Origin of the sequence: Thiohalorhabdus sp., assembly GCF_046545655.1 — a bacterium.
Classification (GTDB): domain Bacteria; phylum Pseudomonadota; class Gammaproteobacteria; order Thiohalorhabdales; family Thiohalorhabdaceae; genus Thiohalorhabdus.
Genome location: NZ_JBKGZG010000034.1, coordinates 1 through 17,017 on the forward strand (window position 1 = coordinate 1; position 17,017 = coordinate 17,017).

Consider the following 17,017-nt stretch of genomic DNA (forward strand, 5'->3'; position numbering starts at 1 on the left):
AGCCGCTCCAGCACCCCCTCGTAGATCTCCGCCAGCCGCTCCAGGTCCTCCATGGCCACCCGCTCGTCCACCTGGTGGATGGTGTCGTTGAGTGGACCGAACTCCGCCACCTGGACCCCGTGCGGTGCGATGAAGCGGCCATCGCTGGTGCCGCCGGCGGTGGAGAGGTGGGTGTCGACGCCGGTGGCCTCGCGGATGCTCTCGGTGAGCGCGTTCACCAGCGGGCCGGGCTCGGTGAGGAAGGGGTCGCCGTTCTCGTGCCAGTGCAGGTCGTAGCGCAGCCCAAAGCGGTCCAGGATCTCGTGGACCTGGGCCTTGAGGTCGTCCTTGGTGCGCTCCGTGGAGTAGCGGAAGTTGAACTGCACGTCCAGGGTGCCGGGGATGACGTTGTGGGCCCCGGTTCCGGCCCGGACGTTGGGGATCTGGAAGCTGGTGGGCGGAAAGTAGGCGTTGCCGGCGTCCCATTCGGTCTCCACCAGCTCCTGCAGAGCGGGCAGGGCGCGGTGGACCGGGTTGTCCGCCTTGTGGGGGTAGGCCACATGACCCTGCGTGCCGAGGACCACCAGCTCCCCGGTCAGCGACCCCCGCCGGCCGTTCTTCACCGTGTCGCCCAGCCGCTCGCTGCAGGAGGGCTCCCCCACCAGACAGTAGTCCGGCATCTCGCCGCGCTCGGCGAGCCGGCGCACCATTACCGGCGTGCCGTGCACGGCCGGACCTTCCTCGTCGCCGGTGATGAGCAGGGCGATGGAGCCCTGGGGCTCCGGGTGGCGGGCCAGGAACCGCTCCACGGCCACGGTGAAGGCGGCCAGGGAGCCCTTCATGTCCGCCGCGCCGCGCCCGTAGAGATGGGCCCCGGAGGCGGTGGGGGAGAAGGGCGGATGGGTCCAGTCCTCCTCGGCGCCGGTGGGCACCACGTCCGTGTGGCCGGCGAAGGCCACCACCGGCCCCCGATCGCCCAAGCGGGCGTAGAGGTTGGCCACGCCGCCCTCGCTCATGTCCTCCAGGCGGAACCCCAGGGGGGCCAGCCGGTCGCGCAGCGGCGCCTGGCCGGCCCCGTCGTCGGGGGTGATCGACGGGATGGCGATGAGCTCGCGGGTGAGCTGGGTGACGGCGTCCGTCAATTCAGGCGTCCCGCAGCAGCTCGTTGACGGAGGTCTTGGCGCGGGTGCCGGCGTCCACCTGCTTGACGATCACCGCGCAGTAGAGGCTGTGGGTGCCGTCGGAGGAGGGCAGGGTGCCGGGGACCACCACGGAGTTGGCCGGCACGCGGCCCTTGAGGATCTCGCCGGTCTCGCGGTTGTAGATGCGGGTGGACTGGCCGAGGTAGACGCCCATGGACAGCACCGAGCCTTCCTCGACGATGACGCCCTCGGCCACCTCGGAGCGGGCGCCGATGAACACTTCGTCCTCGATGATGACCGGGTTGGCCTGCAGGGGCTCCAGGACGCCGCCGATGCCCGCGCCGCCGGAGATGTGCACGTTCTTGCCGATCTGCGCGCAGGAGCCCACGGTGGCCCAGGTGTCCACCATGGTGCCCTCGTCCACGTAGGCGCCGATGTTGCAGTAGGAGGGCATGAGCACCGCCGAGGGGGCGATGTAGGTGCCGCGGCGCACGGCGGCGGGTGGCACCACGCGGGCGCCCTGGGCCTCGAAGTCGCTCTGGCCGTACTCGGCGTACTTCAGCGGCACCTTGTCGTAGTAGTGGGTCTCGCCACCGCGCATGACGCGGTTGCCGTGGATGCGGAAGGACACCAGCACGGCCTTCTTCAGCCACTCGTTGACCACCCACTCGCCGTTCTGCTTCTCGGCGACGCGGGCCTCGCCGCGGTCGAGCAGGCCGATGGCCTCCTCCACGGCCTTGAAGGTTTCGGGGTCGACGTTATCGGGGTTGATCTCGGCGCGGCGCTCGAAGGCCTCCTCGATGGTCTGCTGCAGGTTGTCCATGTCCGGCTCCTAACTCATGGAAAAATTGGAAAAATCTTTATTGGGCGTGCCGGGCCCGAAAAAATTGCATGAACCGTTTGCACGATTTCACAGATCGCTTGTGGGAGCGGTCCGTGACCGCGGCGGAGGGGGCTCGAAGGGGGCGCGGCCACGGACGGCTCCCCATGAGCCCCTTTCTCTCACCACCCCAAACCCCTTGCGGGGCGAACGGTTCTTGTGGATTCCCCGTGGGGCTATTGCAGGTCTTCGGCCACCCGCCGGATCCGCCACGCGGCGTCCACGCAGCGCTCCACGTCGTCCACCAGGGCGATGCGGACGTGGTCCGCGCCGGGATTCTGGCCCGCCACCTCGCGGCCCAGGTAGGCGCCGGGCAGGACGGTGATCCCCTCGCGGGCGTAGAGCTCCTTGGCGAAGCGCTCGCCGCCGCCGGGCACCCGGGGCCACAGGTAGAAGCCGCCGGCGGGGGCCGCCACATCCAGCACCGGCTCCAGGACCTCCAGGACCGCCGCGAACCGCTCCCGGTAGGCGTCCCGGTTGGCGCGCACGTGCTCCTCGTCGCCCCAGGCGGCGACGGCCGCCTCCTGGAGCGGCGGGGGCGTGGCGTTGCCGAGATAGGTGCGCAGCTTGAGGAAGCCACGCAGCACCTCGGCGTCCCCCGCGACGAAGCCCGAGCGCAGCCCGGGGAGGTTGGAGCGCTTGGACAGGCTGTGGAAGGCCAGGCAGCGGCGGAAGTCGGTGCGCCCCTCCGCAGCGGCCACTTCCAGCAGGCCCACCGGCGGGTTTTCCTCCTCGGGGTAGATCTCGGAGTAGCACTCGTCGGCGGCGATCACGAAGTCGTGGCGGTCCGCCAGCTCCAGCAGCCGCCGGTATTGGTCCGAGCCCACCACCGCGCCGGTGGGGTTGGCGGGCGAGCAGATGTAGAGCAGCTCCGTGCGGGCCAGCACCTCCTCCGGCAGGGCGGCGAAATCGGGGAGGCCCCCGGTCTCCCCGGCGGCCACGTAGACGGGCTCGGCCCCGGCGAACAGGGTCGCGCCCTCGTAGATCTGGTACAGGGGATTGGGCATGGCCACCGCCGGGCGCTCCTTGGCGCCCACCACCGCCTGGGCGATGCCGAACAGGGCCTCGCGGGTGCCGTTCACGGGGATCACGTTGCGGCCCGGCTCCAGGGCGCCCTGGGGCAGCCGGAAACGCTCCGTGGCCCAGCGGGCGCAGGCCTCCTGCAGCGCCTGCGTGCCGCCGGTGGTGGGGTAGCGGGCGAAGCCCGCCTGCTCCCGTTGCACCGCGTCGAGCACGAACTGCGGCGGCGCCTGCTTGGGCTCGCCGATGCCGAGGTTGACGGGCTCCCGGTCCGTGGGCGGCTGCACGTCCCGGAACAGCTCGCGCAGGCGCTCGAAGGGATAGGGGTTGAGGGCTTGCAGACGGGGGTTCATGGGCTCAGGCGTCCCCGGGTTTGGTGGCGTAGCCCAGGTAGTTCACCGCCACGTCATTGGAAAGACTGAAGGAGTTGTCCAGCGGGTTGAAGACCATGCCCCGGATCTCCCGCGGCAGCAGGCCGGCGGCCCGCAGGTGGGCCTCCATCTCCGCGGGCCGGATGAACTTGTCCCAGTCGTGGGTCCCCTTGGGCAACCAGCGGAGAATGTACTCGGCGCCGACGATGGCCATGAGGTAGGAGCGCACGGTGCGGTTCAGGGTGGCGAAGAACAGGGTGCCGCCGGGCTTGAGCAGGCGCGCGCACTCGTCCACCAGCCGGGCCGGGTCCGGGACGTGCTCCAGCACCTCCATGCAGGTGATCACGTCGAAGGGCTCCACCCCCTCGTCCAGGAGGTCGGCGGCCTCGCCCTGGCGGTAGTCCACCGACAGCCCGCTCACCTTGAGGTGGGCGCGGGCCGCGCCGATGGCCGCCTCGCCCGGCTCCACCCCGGTCACCTCGGCCCCGGCGGAGGCCATGCCCTCGGCCAGCAGGCCGCCGCCGCACCCCACGTCCAGGGCGCGCTTGCCGTCCAGGTCCACCACGCTGCGGATGTAGTCCAGGCGCAGGGGCTGGATGCGGTGCAGGGGCTTGAATTCGCCCTCCGGGTCCCACCAGCGCTCGGCCAGCTGCTCGAACTTGTTGATCTCCGCCTCGTCGACGGCAGCCATCGCGTTCCTCCTGCAAGGGTGGAAAACCGGGAGCTTCGGGAGCGGGGGGCGGCGCGGGCCCTAACATAGCCCGATGGCCCCCGATAGAAAAGCCCGGCCGGACCTGGGGCCCGGCCGGGAACGGCGTCCTGAAGCGGGGGATTCAGGCCTGCTTCTGCTTTTTCGTGCCGCAGGTGTCGGTGCCCAGCAAGGCGTAGGCCGGGCAGCGGCGAAAGGCGCCGGTGGCCAGGGGGATCAGGCCGATCCAGCCCCACCAGTTCGCCACGGGCTCGGCTACCGCAAAGGCGAGCAAGACCGCCCCGACGATGACCCGCAGGACCATGTCCACGGTTCCCACGTTTTCCTTCATGGCCGCGTCTCCCATTGGGCTGCCAGTTCAGGTTGGGATTTTACGCCGGATTCAATGGGTAGCAAAATATGGAGCGGCGGGCGGGTTGGTACGGGGCGGTTTGACGAGAAATTGGGAAAATGCCCCCGTGTGGGACGGGGCTACGGGGGAAAGCGGAAAATCCCATAGCCCGGATGCCGGTTTGACCCCGGGTTTTCCGGGGGTTATGCTTCATTCTTTCTTCATTCAGGAACGGGAGCTTGGGACCTCATGGCCGAATTCGCCAAGGAAATGATGCCCGTTAATCTCGAGGAGGAGATGCGCCAGTCCTACCTCGATTATGCCATGAGCGTGATCGTGGGACGGGCGCTCCCCGACGTCCGGGACGGTCTCAAGCCGGTGCATCGGCGCGTGCTCTACGCCATGCACACCCTGAACAACGACTGGAACAAGCCCTACAAGAAGTCCGCCCGCGTGGTGGGTGACGTCATCGGTAAATACCACCCCCACGGCGACGCCGCCGTCTACGACACCATCGTGCGTCTGGCTCAGGACTTCACCATGCGCTACCCGCTGGTGGACGGGCAGGGCAACTTCGGCTCCATCGACGGCGACAACGCCGCGGCCATGCGCTACACGGAGGTGCGCATGGCCCGTCTGGCCCACGAGCTGCTCACCGACATCGACCGGGAGACGGTGGACTTCGTGCCCAACTACGACGGCGCGGAAACGGAGCCCGCCGTGCTGCCGTCGCGGGTGCCCAACCTGCTGGTGAACGGCGCCGCCGGCATCGCCGTGGGCATGGCCACCAACATCCCGCCGCACAACCTGCGCGAGGTGATCGACGGCTGCGTGGCGCTCATCGACGACCCCGAGCGCAGCGTGGACGATCTGCTGGAGTACATCACGGGTCCCGACTTCCCTACCGCCGGCATCATCAACGGCCGCGACGGCATCCTGTCCGCCTACCGCACCGGTCGCGGCTCCCTCCGCATCCGTGGCCGGGTGCGCACGGAGGAGGACAAGAAGGGCCGCCAGCGGCTGGTGATCCACGAGCTGCCCTACATGGTCAACAAGGCGCGGCTGGTGGAGAAGGTCGCCGACCTGGTCAAGGACAAGAAGATCGAGGGCATCAGCGACCTGCGCGACGAGTCCGACAAGGACGGCATCCGCGTGGTGATCGAGCTCAAGCGCGGCGAAGAGCCGGAGATCGTCCTCAACAACCTGTACAAGCAGACCCAGCTGGAGTCGGTGTTCGGCATCACCCTGCTGGCGCTCGACCAGGGCCAGCCGCGCACCCTCAACCTCAAGGAGGTGCTGGAGGCTTTCATCCAGCACCGCCGCGAGGTGGTCACCCGGCGCACCCTCTACGACCTGCGCCAGGCCCGCAAGCGGGCCCATACCCTGGAAGGCCTGGCCGTGGCCCTGGCCAACCTGGACCCGGTGATCAACCTGATCCGCCAGTCGCCGGACCCGGCCACCGCCAAGGAGCGCCTCACCGCCGAGGTGTGGGAGCCCGGCGGGGTGGAGCACCTGGTGCAGCGGGCCGCCCAGTCGGGCGGCATCCGCAACGAGGAGGGCATCGGCCTGGTGGACGGGGGCTACAAGCTCTCCCCCGAGCAAGCCCAGGCCATCCTCGACATGCGCCTGCACCGCCTGACCGGGCTGGAGCGGGACAAGGTGATCGGCGAGTTCGAGGGGATCCTCGACAAGATCGACGACCTGCTCGACATCCTGCGCTCCGAGGAGCGCCTCATGGGCGTGATCCGCGACGAGCTGGTGGACATCAAGGAGCGCTTCGGCGACGAGCGCCGCACCGAGATCCAGGAGGCCGCCTCCGAGCTGACCCTGGAGGACCTGGTGGCCGAGGAGGACATGGTGGTCACCATGACCCGCGCCGGCTACATCAAGCGCCAGCCCCTGTCCGGCTACCGGGCGCAGCGCCGGGGCGGCAAGGGCAAGGCGGCCACCGCCACCCGCGATGCCGAGGACTTCGTGGAGCGGCTGTTCGTCGCCTCCACGCACCAGTACATCCTCTGTTTCTCCAACGCCGGCAAGGTCTACTGGCTCAAGGTCTACGAGCTGCCCGAGGCGGGCCGTACCGCCCGCGGCAAGGCCATCGTCAACCTTCTGCCGCTGGAGAAGGACGAGCGCATCACCACCGTGCTGCCGGTGGACGCCTTCGAGGAAGGCCGCTACGTGGTGATGGCCACCTCCAAGGGGGTGGTCAAGCGGGTGGACCTTATGGACTTCTCCCGCCCGCGCAAGGCGGGGATCATCGCCATCAAGCTCGGCGAGGGAGAATCCCTGGTGGGCGCCCGGATCACCGGCGGCGACGACGAGATCCTCATGGCCACCAACCGCGGCAAGGCCATCCGCTTCCCGGAGCGGGAGGTGCGGATCATGGGCCGCACCGCCCACGGCGTGCGGGGCATCGACATGGCCGAGGATGACCGCCTGATCGGCCTGCAGGTGGTCCGGCCCGGCTGGGAGGTCCTCACGGTCACCGAGAACGGCTACGGCAAGCGCACCGCCCTCGACGAGTACCGCGTGCAGGGCCGGGGCGGACAGGGGATCCTCACCATCAAGGTCTCCGAGCGCAACGGCGAGGTGGTGAGCGTGCGGCTGGTGCATCCCGACAACGAGGTGATGCTGGTGACCTCTCAGGGCACCCTCATCCGCACCCCCCTGGAGGGCATCTCGCGCATGGGCCGCAACACCCAGGGCGTCCGGCTCATTGATCTGGCCGAGGGCGAGCGCGTGGTGGGCGCCGAGCGAGTGGAAGAATCCGCCGAGCAGGACAATGGCGAGCAAGAACAGGGGGGTGGAGCGTAGGCGAGGGCCCCGGATTTAAGGAATGGCGCCAGTTGCGTTAAAATAGGGGGCTTCATTCATTTCTTGGAGAGGTCGATGAGCCGAGTATTCAACTTCAGCGCCGGACCCGCCACCCTGCCCGAGGCGGTCCTGCGCAAGGCCGGCGAGGAGATCCTGGACTGGCACGGGTCGGGCATGTCGGTGATGGAGATGAGCCATCGCGGCAAGGAGTTCACCGCCATCATCGAGAAGGCGGAGGCCGACCTCCGCGAGCTCATGCAGATCCCCGACGACTACTCGGTTCTCTTTCTCCAGGGCGGCGCGAGCAGCCAGTTCGCCATGATTCCGCTCAACCTGCTGCGCGGCAAGGGCAAGGCGGACTACATCAACACCGGCAGCTGGTCGAAGAAGGCCATCGCCGAGGGCAAGCGCTACTGCGAGGTGAACGTCCCCGCCACCGCCGAGGCCGAGAACTTCACCTGGATCCCCAAGCAGGGCCAGCTGGAGCTCGACCCCGAGGCCGCCTATTGCCACATGACCAGCAACAACACCATCTTCGGGACCGAGTTCCACTACATTCCGGAGACCGGGGATGTGCCGCTGGTGGCCGACATGTCCTCGGACATCCTGTCCCGGCCCATCGATGTCAGCAAGTTCGGTATGATCTACGCTGGCGCCCAGAAGAACATCGGGCCCAGCGGGCTGACCATCGTCATCGTGCGCAACGACCTGGTGGGCCACGCCGTGGACTGGTGCCCGACCATGTTCGACTACAAGACGCACGTGGACGCCAAGTCCCTGTACAACACCCCGCCCACCTACGGCATCTACATCGCCGGCCTGGTGTTCGAGTGGCTCAAGGAGCAGGGCGGCCTGGAGGCCATGGCGGAGCTGAACCAGCGCAAGGCCAACAAGCTCTACGACGCCATCGACGGCAGCGATTTCTACCACTCCCCCGTGGCCCCCGAGGACCGCAGCTACATGAACGTGCCCTTCACCCTGTCCAACCCGGACCTGGACGCCACCTTCCTGGAGGAGGCGGGCGGGAAGGGCCTGGTGGCCCTGAAGGGGCACCGTTCGGTGGGCGGCATGCGCGCCTCCATCTACAACGCCATGCCCGAGGCCGGAGTGGACGCGCTGATCGATTTCATGCGCGATTTCGAGAAGCGGAACGCGTAACCGCATCCCGAGGGGGTCGGTCGGGGACGGCGCTTTTGGTTCGTGACCAGCGGCGGCGCCCGCGGCCCCTGGGACGCCGCCGTCGGGCGCGGGACCGGACGCCCTCCCAATCCCCCCGAACCCAACCGGATACGAGGTCTTTTTCCAGATGCCGAAGGTACTGATCAGCGACAAGATGTCGCCGAAGGCGGAGGCCGTGTTCCAGGAGCACGGCATCGAGGTGGACGTGAAGACCGGGCTGTCGCCCGACGAGCTCAAGGAGATCATCGGCGAGTACGACGGCCTGGCCATCCGCTCGGCCTCCAAGGTGACCGAAGACATCATCAACGCCGCCACCAACCTGAAGGTGGTGGGGCGCGCCGGGATCGGCGTGGACAACGTGGACATCCCCACGGCGTCCCAGAAGGGCATCATCGTGATGAACACGCCCTTCGGCAACACGGTGACCACCGCCGAGCACGCCGTCTCCCTGATGGTCTCCGCGGCCCGCAACATTCCGCAGGCCTCCGCGGCCCTGAAGGAGGGCCGGTGGGAGAAGACCAAGTGGGGCGGCGTCGAGCTCTACCAGAAGACCCTCGGCGTGATCGGTACCGGCAACATCGGCTCGCTGGTGATTGAGCGGGCCCACGGCCTGAAGATGCGGGTCATCGCCTACGATCCCTTCATCTCCCAGGAGCGCGCCGACGACCTGGGCGTGGAGCTGGTGGAGCTGGACGAGCTGTTCCGGCGCTCCGACTTCCTGACCATCCACACCCCGCTCACCAACGCCACCAAGCACCTGGTGAACGACGCCGCCTTCGACCAGATGAAGGATACCGCCATCCTCATCAACGCCGCGCGCGGCGGGGTGGTGGACGAGGCGGCCCTGGACCGGGCCCTGGAGGCCGGCAAGATCCGCGGTGCCGCCCTCGACGTGTTCGAGGAGGAGCCCGTGGGGGAGGACCATCCCCTGCTGCGGCATGACAACTTCATCTGCACCCCGCACCTGGGCGCCTCCACCGAGGAGGCCCAGGTGAACGTGGCCGTGCAGGTGGCCGAGCAGATCGCCGATTACCTGAACAAGGGGATCATCCAGAACGCGGTGAACATCCCCTCCGTGGACGAGGAGGAGATGCCGCTGCTGCAGCCCTACCTGAATCTGGGCGAGCGGCTCGGCTCCATCCTCGGCCAGCTCGCCGAGGGCGGACTGAAGAAGGTGGACATCGAGTACGCCGGCGAGGTCTCCGGCCTCAACCAGAAGCCCATCACCACCACCATCCTGAAGGGCGTGCTGGACCCCATCCTGCCGGACTCGGTGAACCTGGTGAACGCACCCCTGCTCGCCGAGCAGCGCGACATCCGGGTGAGCGAGACCACCAAGAAGCAGGCCGAGGAGTTCACCAGCATGGTGCGGGTGACCCTGACCACCGAGAAGCGCGCCTGGACCATCGACGGCACCCTGGTGCACGGCACGCCGCGGGTGGTGGAGCTCAACGGCGTGGAGCTGGAGCTGGTGCCGGACGGCCGCCTGCTGTACATGGCCAACCGCGACGAGCCGGGCCTCATCGGTCGCATCGGCACCACCCTGGGCAACGCCGGCATCAACATCGCGGGCTTCATGCTGGGCCGGGAGGCCCCGCACCAGCAGGCGGTGTCCTTCATCAGCGTGGACCAGACGGTGCCCGCCGACGTGCTCAAGCAGATCGCCTCCGAGGAGAACGTCCTGGAGGTCAAGGAGGTCAACCTGTAACCACGGGTACCTCCGCCCCGACGTACCGGGTAGGATTGGCGGGCCGGACCGGGTAACGGGTCCGGCCCCGTTTTTGCCAGGCCGCGGAGCCCAACCTTCCAACAGGTGGAGAACGGAATCAGCCGTGAGCCAAGACGGTCCATCCCATAACCGCGGGGACGCCAACCGCCAGGAGGAGCTGCGCCAGGAGATCGACCGCCTGGACGCAGAGGTGGAGCGGCTCATCAACCAGCGCGCCGCGCGGGTCCTGGAGATCGCCCGCATCAAGGAGTCCAACGGCGGTCCCTTCTATCGGCCCGAGCGGGAGGCCCAGATCCTCGCCCGCGTCGCCGAGCGCAACGAGGGCCCGTTCCCCGACCGGGACATGGTCCGGATCTTCCGCGAGATCATGTCCTCCTGCCTGGCCCTGGAGCGCCGGCTGCGCATCGCGTTCCTGGGTCCCGAGGCCTCCTTCACCCACACGGCGGTGCAGGTGCATTTCGGCCACGCCGTGGAGGAGCATCCGGTGGCCGCCATCGCCGAGGTGTTCCGCGAGGTGGAGGCGGGCACCGCCGATTACGGGGTGGTGCCGGTGGAGAACTCCACCGAGGGGGCCGTGAACGCCACCCTCGACCAGCTCATGCGCACCAATCTCCAGATCTGCGGGGAGGTGGCCCTGCGGGTGGAGCACCATCTGATGAGCCACGCCGGGAGCATCGACGCCATCCAACGGCTCTACGTGCACCCGCAGACCCGGGCCCAGTGCCGGGAATGGCTGCACGCCCACTTGGACGGGGCGGAATGGGTGGAGGTGCCCAGCAACGCCGAGGCGGCGCGGCGGGCCAGCCAGGAGCCGGAGAGCGCCGCCGTGGCCGGCGCCGCCGCGGCCGAGCTGTACGAGCTACCCGTCCTCGCGGCCGGGATCGAGGACGAGCCGGACAACACCACGCGCTTCGTGGTGGTGGGTGAGGAGGGCGCCGGGATCTCGGGGAACGACAAGACCTCCATTGTGATCTCGGCACCCAATCGGCCCGGGAGCCTGTTTCAGGTGCTGCAGCCCTTCTCCCGGGCCGGCGTCAACCTGACCAAGATCGTCTCCCGCCCGGCGCGGTCCTCCCTGTGGGAATACGTCTTCTTTCTGGACCTGGAGGGCCACCAGGAGGAGCCCACCGTCCGGCAGGCCCTGGATGGGGTGGCCGAGGGCGGGGCTGCGGTCAAGGTCCTGGGCTCCTACCCCCGGGCCCGCTGACCGTTGGCCGGGTCCGGAGGCGGAAAGACGGAATTTCAGCGGGTGACCATCGTCGGCCTGGGGCTGATCGGCGGCTCTCTGGGGCTGGCCCTTCGCCAATGCGCGGAGGTGGGTGAGGTGGTGGGCATGGACGCCTCCCCCGCCGTCGGCGAGCGCGCCCTGCAGCGGGGGTTGGTGGACCGCGTGGCGGCGGACCCCGCCGCGGGGGTCCGGGGGGCGGACGTGGTGGTGCTGGCGGTGCCGGTGGGCAGCTTCGGCGCGGTGCTGGAGGCCATCGTGCCGGGCCTCGGCGAGGACGCCCTGGTCACCGACGTGGGCAGCGTGAAAGGCCCCGTGGCGGCGGAGGCGGAGGACCTTCTGGGGGGGCGGGCGCGCTTCCTCGGCGGGCATCCGCTGGCCGGGACCGAGGATTCCGGGGTGGAGGCCGCCCTGGAGGACCTGTTCCAGGGTGCGCTGTGCATCCTGACGCCCACGGCCGAGACGCCCTCCGCCGACGTGGAGCGGCTTGCGGCCCTGTGGCGCCTGGTGGGCAGCGAGGTGGTGACCATGGACCCCGAGGAGCACGACTACGTCCTGGCCGCCACCAGCCACCTGCCCCATATGCTCGCCTTCAGCCTGATCCGGACCTTCGGCGGGCTCGACAAGCCCGAACGGCTGGGACGGTTCGCCGCCGGGGGGTTCCGGGACCTGACCCGGATCGCCGGCAGCGACCCGGTGATGTGGCGGGATATCGCCCTGGCCAATGCCGGGCCCCTGCTGGAGATGATCGACCGTTTCGAGGCCCGAATGGACGATCTGCGGCGCGCCATCGCCGCCGAGGACGGCGCGGCGCTGGAGGCCTTTTTCGGGGAGGCCCGCGCCCTGCGGCGCGGCCTGCCGCCCCGGTCCCATGCCGACGAGGAGCAAGATGACCAGTAGGGATCAGGAGGACCGGCTCGTTGCCCGGGGCGGGCGCATCGGCGGCACCGTGCGGGTGGCGGGCGACAAGTCCATCTCCCATCGTGCGGTGATGCTCGGGGCCCTGGCCGACGGGGTAAGCCACGTGGAGGGCTTCCTGGCCGGGGAGGATTGCCTGGCCACCCTGGCCGCCTTCCGGGCCATGGGGGTGCGCATCGAGGGGCCCACGGACGGGCGGCTGGTCATCCACGGGGTGGGGATGGGCGGCCTGCGGAGCCCGGAGGAGCCGTTGGACATGGGCAATTCCGGGACCTCCATGCGCCTGCTGGCCGGGCTGCTCGCCGCCCAGCCCTTCGCCACGGAGCTTACCGGCGACGCCAGCCTGCGCAACCGGCCCATGGGCCGCGTGGCCGAGCCGCTGGGGGGCATGGGCGCCCGAATCACCGCGCTGGGGGAGGGCGGGCGGCCGCCGCTGCGCATCGCGGCCAGCGATGGCCTCCGGGGCATCCACTACGACCTGCCCGTGGCCTCGGCCCAGGTGAAGTCGGCGGTGCTGTTGGCCGGGCTGTACGCGGAGGGGGAGACCTGCGTCACCGAGCCCGCCCCCACCCGGGACCACACCGAGCGCATGCTCGCGGCCTTCGGCTACCCCCTGCGCCAGGAAGGGGCGACGGTCTGCCTGGAGGGCGGCGAACGCCTGCGGGCCGCCGACCTCGCCGTGCCCGGGGACCTGTCCTCGGCGGCCTTCTTCCTGGTCGCCGCGGCCCTGCAGCCCGGTTCCGACCTTACCCTGGAGGGGGTGGGCATCAATCCCACCCGGCGGGGCGCGCTGGACATCCTGCTGGCCATGGGGGCGCGGATCGAGGTCCGCAATGAGCGCACTTACGGCGGGGAACCGGTGGCGGACCTGCGGGTCCGAGGTGGGGAGCTGGAGGGAATCGAGATCCCCGAGCGCCTCGTGCCCCTGGCCATCGACGAATTCCCGGTGCTGTTCGTGGCCGCCGCCGCCGCGCGCGGGCGCACCGTGCTGCGGGGCGCCGCGGAGCTTCGGGTCAAGGAGAGCGACCGCATCCAGGTCATGGCCGACGGGCTGCAGGCCCTGGGCATCAACGCCGAGCCCCTCGAGGACGGCATCGTTATCGACGGCGGGCCCATCGGGGGCGGGTCCGTGGATGCCCACGGCGACCACCGGGTCGCCATGGCCTTCGCCGTGGCCTCCGTGGCCGCTTCCGCGCCCATCACGGTGACGGGGGCCGCCGCCATCCGCACCTCCTTCCCGGATTTCCTCGCGGTGGCCCGGTCGGCCGGCCTTGGCATCGAAGCGGACAAGGATTGAGGGGGAGCATGGCTGCCAACGGGGAAGATTCCGCACCGGTAGTAACCATCGATGGCCCCAGCGGCACGGGGAAGGGGACGCTGGCGAACCTGCTGGCCCAGGAGCTGGGCTGGCATTACCTGGACAGCGGCGCCCTGTATCGGGCCGTGGGCTGGGCCGCCATCCAGGAGGGCATCCCCCTGGAGGCCGCGCATGCCGAGGAGCTGGGAGCCCTGGCACGGAACCTGGACATCCGCTTCCAGCCGGAGGCCGAGGGGCCGGTGCGGACCTTCATCGGCGAGCAGGAGGTGACCCAGGATCTGCGCAGCGGGCCGGTCAGCGAGGCCGCCTCCATCGTCGCCTCCCTGAAACCGGTCCGGGACGGACTGCTGGACCTCCAGCGGCGCTTCCGCGCGCCGCCCGGCCTGGTGGCCGACGGCCGGGACATGGGCACGGTGGTGTTCCCGGAGGCGCCGGCCAAGATCTTCCTGACCGCGACCCCGGAGGAACGGGCCCGGAGACGCTATGAACAGTTGAGGGGCCAGGGTTGTGATGTTAATCTGGAACGAATAACGGAGGAGCTCCGTCAAAGGGATGAGCGGGACACCCATCGGAATGTGGCGCCCCTGCGCCCCTCCGAAGGGGCTTATGTTATTGATACCACGGACATTTCCATAGAGGAGGTGGTGGCCGAGACCCTGCGCCGGGTTCGCCAGAGCCTCCCCGAGAAGTTCGTGGACGGTTGAGGAGCCGGGGCCCACGGGTCCCAGAAATTTTCACCAGGAGTGGCAACCTTTTATGCCTGAGACCAACACCCAAACCCCCACCCAAGCCCCCGGCGAGCCCGATTTCGCCACCCTCCTCGAGGAGAGCCTCAACGAGGAGGAGATCCAGTCCGGCGAGATCATCACCGGAGAAGTCGTGGGCATGGACGACAAGGAAGTGATCGTCCATGCCGGCCTCAAGTCCGAAGGCCTCGTCTCCCTCCAGGAGTTCATGGACGAGAATGGCGAGGTCAGTGTCGATGTGGGGGACCAGGTGGAGGTCTGCGTCGAGGCCGTGGACGACGGCTTCGGCGAGACCCGGCTTTCCCGGACCAAGGCCCTGCGGGCCCGCGCCTGGAACGAGCTGGAGCAGGCCTACAACAGCGACGAAGTGGTTCAGGGTGTGCTCACCGGCAAGGTCAAGGGCGGCTTCGTCGTCGACATCAACGGCATCCGCACCTTCCTGCCGGGCTCTCTGGTGGATGTTCGGCCCGTCCGCGACGCTACCTACCTCGAAGGCAAGAAGCTCGACTTCAAGGTCATCAAGCTGGACCGCCGCCGCAACAATGCCGTGGTGTCCCGGCGCGCGGTGGTCGAGGAGGAGCGCAGCGCCGAGCGCAAGGCCCTCATGGACCGCCTGGAAGAGGGTCAGACGGTCAAGGGCATCGTCAAGAACCTGACCGACTACGGCGCCTTCATCGACCTCGGCGGCCTCGATGGCCTGCTGCACATCACGGACATGGCCTGGAAGCGGGTCAATCACCCCTCCGAGATGGTCAACGTCGGTGACGAGATCGAGGTGAAGATCCTCAAGTTCGACAAGGAGCGCGAGCGCATCAGTCTCGGCCTCAAGCAGCTCACCGAGGACCCCTGGGCGGACCTGCCGCGGCGCTACCCCGAGGGCAGCCGGGTGTGGGGCAAGGTCACCAACATCACCGACTACGGCGCCTTCGTGGAGCTGGAGGAGGGCGTCGAGGGTCTGGTGCACGTCTCCGAGATGGACTGGACCAACAAGAACGTGCATCCCTCCAAGGTGGTGCAGCCCGGCGACGAGGTGGAGGTGATGATCCTCGACATCGACGAGGAGCGCCGCCGCATCTCCCTGGGCATGAAGCAGTGCCAGTCCAACCCCTGGGAGGAGTTCGCCCAGACCCACGCCAAGGGCGACCGGGTGCAGGGCGTGGTGAAGAGCATTACCGACTTCGGCATCTTCGTGGGGCTGCCTGGCGGCATCGACGGCCTGGTGCACCTCTCCGATCTCTCCTGGAGCGAGGCCGGCGAGGAGGCCGTCCGCCAGTACCAGAAGGGCGAGGAAGTGGAGGCCGTGGTGCTCTCCGTGGATCCGGAGCGGGAGCGCATCAGCCTGGGCATCAAGCAGCTTTCCGACGATCCCTTCAGCAACTGGGTGGCCGAGCACGACAAGGGAAGCGTCGTCGAGGGCGAGGTGATCGAGGTGGAGCCCAAGGGGGCCCGCGTCCACCTGGCCGAGGACGTGGAGGGCTTCGTCCGGGTCGCCGATATCTCCCAGGACCACGTGGAGGATGCCCGCTCCGCCCTGGTGGCCGGTCAGAAGGTGGAGGCCCAGGTTACCGGCGTGGACCGGCGCAACCGCATGATCAACCTGTCCATCAAGGACAAGGACAAGGTGGAGGAGAAGGAGGCCGTGAAGGATTACCAGTCCAAGGCGGCCGCCTCCGGCACCACCAGCCTGGGTGACCTCCTCAAAGAGCAGATGATGAAGAAAGATGGAGAGGATGACGGCTGAACCGCGTTCCCCTCATCGTTCTCGCGACAGCAAGGCCGCCTGGTTGACAGGCGGCCTTCTGTTTCTTGTCGCCAGCGGCCTCCTGGGGATCTTTTCGGGGGGAGAGTCCGTCACCACCGAGCCCCACATGGCCGAGGTGGAGATCCAGGGCCCGATCCTGAACGCCGAGCCCACCCTCAGCCTGATCGAGGAAGCACGGGAGAGTCCCGAGGTGAAGGGGGTGGTCCTCCGGGTCAACAGCCCCGGGGGCGGCGTAGGGGCCTCCGAGTCCCTGTACCAGGCCGTCGCCCGGCTGGCGGAGGAGAAGCCGGTGGCGGTTGCCCTGGGCGATATGGCCGCCTCCGGAGGGTACATGGTGGCCCTCGCCGGCGACCGGATCTTCGCCCTGGATTCCACGCTCACCGGATCCATCGGCGTCATCATGATGAGCACCGGGGTCTATCCCCTGCTGGACAAGATCGGTGTGGTGCCGCGTATCATTAAATCAGGGAGATTCAAGGATGCCGGATCTCCCCTGCGCGAGATGAGCGAGGAGGATCGGGACTACCTGCAATCCACAGTGGACGAGCTGCATGGGCAGTTCGTGGCCATGGTGGCCGAGGAGCGCGGTATGGAACCGAATGAGGTTCGCCCCCTGGCCGACGGCCGGGTGTTCTCCGGGCGGCAGGCCCGGTCCAACGGGCTGGTGGACGCCGTCGGAGGACGGGAAACCGCCGTCCAATGGCTTCGCGAGGAAGCCGAATTGGGTCCCGAGGCGCCCACCCGCACCCTAGAGGCCCCCGAGGGCTGGCTGCGGCAGGTCCTTCCTGCCGGACTTTTCAACTGGCTGCAGCTACGCTTTGTGCCCGAGCCCCGGTACATGTACCAGGGTGGGTAGCCCGTTAAAGCGTAACGGCGCATAACAAGGTACCGATC

At 68.8% G+C, this 17,017-nt stretch carries 14 protein-coding genes; 9 read left to right on the top strand and 5 right to left on the bottom strand.

Annotated elements, in window-relative coordinates:
* From dapE to ACLFRB_RS08625, 5 genes are all read right to left on the bottom strand, one after another.
* Positions 1–1,121 (bottom strand): succinyl-diaminopimelate desuccinylase (dapE, locus tag ACLFRB_RS08605; protein WP_411068601.1); only part of this gene is annotated, 1,121 nt, incomplete at its 3' end.
* A 1-nt stretch (position 1,122) separates the two neighbouring features.
* Positions 1,123–1,944: a 2,3,4,5-tetrahydropyridine-2,6-dicarboxylate N-succinyltransferase gene (gene dapD, locus ACLFRB_RS08610; RefSeq protein WP_411068602.1), complete on the bottom strand. Its 822-nt coding sequence runs from the start codon at positions 1,942–1,944 to the stop codon at positions 1,123–1,125.
* A gap of 233 nt (positions 1,945–2,177) precedes the next feature.
* Complete coding sequence (gene dapC, locus ACLFRB_RS08615) at positions 2,178–3,374, bottom strand: succinyldiaminopimelate transaminase (RefSeq protein WP_411068603.1); 1,197 nt, start codon at positions 3,372–3,374, stop codon at positions 2,178–2,180.
* A 4-nt stretch (positions 3,375–3,378) separates the two neighbouring features.
* Positions 3,379–4,083, bottom strand: a complete 705-nt coding sequence (gene ubiG / locus ACLFRB_RS08620) for a bifunctional 2-polyprenyl-6-hydroxyphenol methylase/3-demethylubiquinol 3-O-methyltransferase UbiG (RefSeq protein ID WP_411068604.1) — start codon at positions 4,081–4,083, stop codon at positions 3,379–3,381.
* 142 nt (positions 4,084–4,225) lie between these two features.
* Positions 4,226–4,432 carry a DUF2892 domain-containing protein gene (locus tag ACLFRB_RS08625; protein ID WP_411068605.1) on the bottom strand — a complete coding sequence of 69 codons (207 nt, stop codon included), beginning with the start codon at positions 4,430–4,432 and terminating at the stop codon, positions 4,226–4,228.
* Positions 4,433–4,681: 249 nt separating this feature from the next.
* On the opposite strand from ACLFRB_RS08625, the gene gyrA reads away from it, so the two are divergent.
* From gyrA to sppA, 9 genes are all read left to right on the top strand, one after another.
* The gene (gene gyrA, locus ACLFRB_RS08630; protein WP_411068606.1) at positions 4,682–7,246 is read left to right on the top strand and encodes a DNA gyrase subunit A; all 2,565 of its coding nucleotides are present in this window, start codon (positions 4,682–4,684) and stop codon (positions 7,244–7,246) included.
* A 75-nt stretch (positions 7,247–7,321) separates the two neighbouring features.
* A complete protein-coding gene (gene serC, locus ACLFRB_RS08635) occupies positions 7,322–8,404 on the top strand; it encodes a 3-phosphoserine/phosphohydroxythreonine transaminase (protein ID WP_411068607.1) in 1,083 nt (360 codons plus the stop codon).
* A 148-nt stretch (positions 8,405–8,552) separates the two neighbouring features.
* Positions 8,553–10,133, top strand: a complete 1,581-nt coding sequence (gene serA / locus ACLFRB_RS08640; RefSeq protein WP_411068608.1) for a phosphoglycerate dehydrogenase — start codon at positions 8,553–8,555, stop codon at positions 10,131–10,133.
* A gap of 124 nt (positions 10,134–10,257) precedes the next feature.
* Entirely contained in the window at positions 10,258–11,361 is a 1,104-nt protein-coding gene (gene pheA / locus ACLFRB_RS08645) for a prephenate dehydratase (RefSeq protein ID WP_411068609.1), read from the top strand.
* 42 nt (positions 11,362–11,403) lie between these two features.
* Entirely contained in the window at positions 11,404–12,279 is an 876-nt protein-coding gene (locus tag ACLFRB_RS08650; RefSeq protein WP_411068610.1) for a prephenate dehydrogenase, read from the top strand.
* Positions 12,269–13,594 (top strand): 3-phosphoshikimate 1-carboxyvinyltransferase, encoded by a 1,326-nt coding sequence (gene aroA, locus ACLFRB_RS08655; protein ID WP_411068611.1) that lies wholly within the window; start codon positions 12,269–12,271, stop codon positions 13,592–13,594. The genes ACLFRB_RS08650 and aroA overlap by 11 nt, the downstream gene beginning before the upstream one ends.
* A gap of 8 nt (positions 13,595–13,602) precedes the next feature.
* Positions 13,603–14,319, top strand: a complete 717-nt coding sequence (cmk, locus tag ACLFRB_RS08660; RefSeq protein WP_411068612.1) for a (d)CMP kinase — start codon at positions 13,603–13,605, stop codon at positions 14,317–14,319.
* 52 nt (positions 14,320–14,371) lie between these two features.
* Positions 14,372–16,102: a 30S ribosomal protein S1 gene (gene rpsA, locus ACLFRB_RS08665; protein WP_411068613.1), complete on the top strand. Its 1,731-nt coding sequence runs from the start codon at positions 14,372–14,374 to the stop codon at positions 16,100–16,102.
* Positions 16,103–16,145: 43 nt separating this feature from the next.
* Positions 16,146–16,979: a signal peptide peptidase SppA gene (gene sppA, locus ACLFRB_RS08670; RefSeq protein ID WP_411068614.1), complete on the top strand. Its 834-nt coding sequence runs from the start codon at positions 16,146–16,148 to the stop codon at positions 16,977–16,979.
* Positions 16,980–17,017 lie beyond the last annotated feature (38 nt).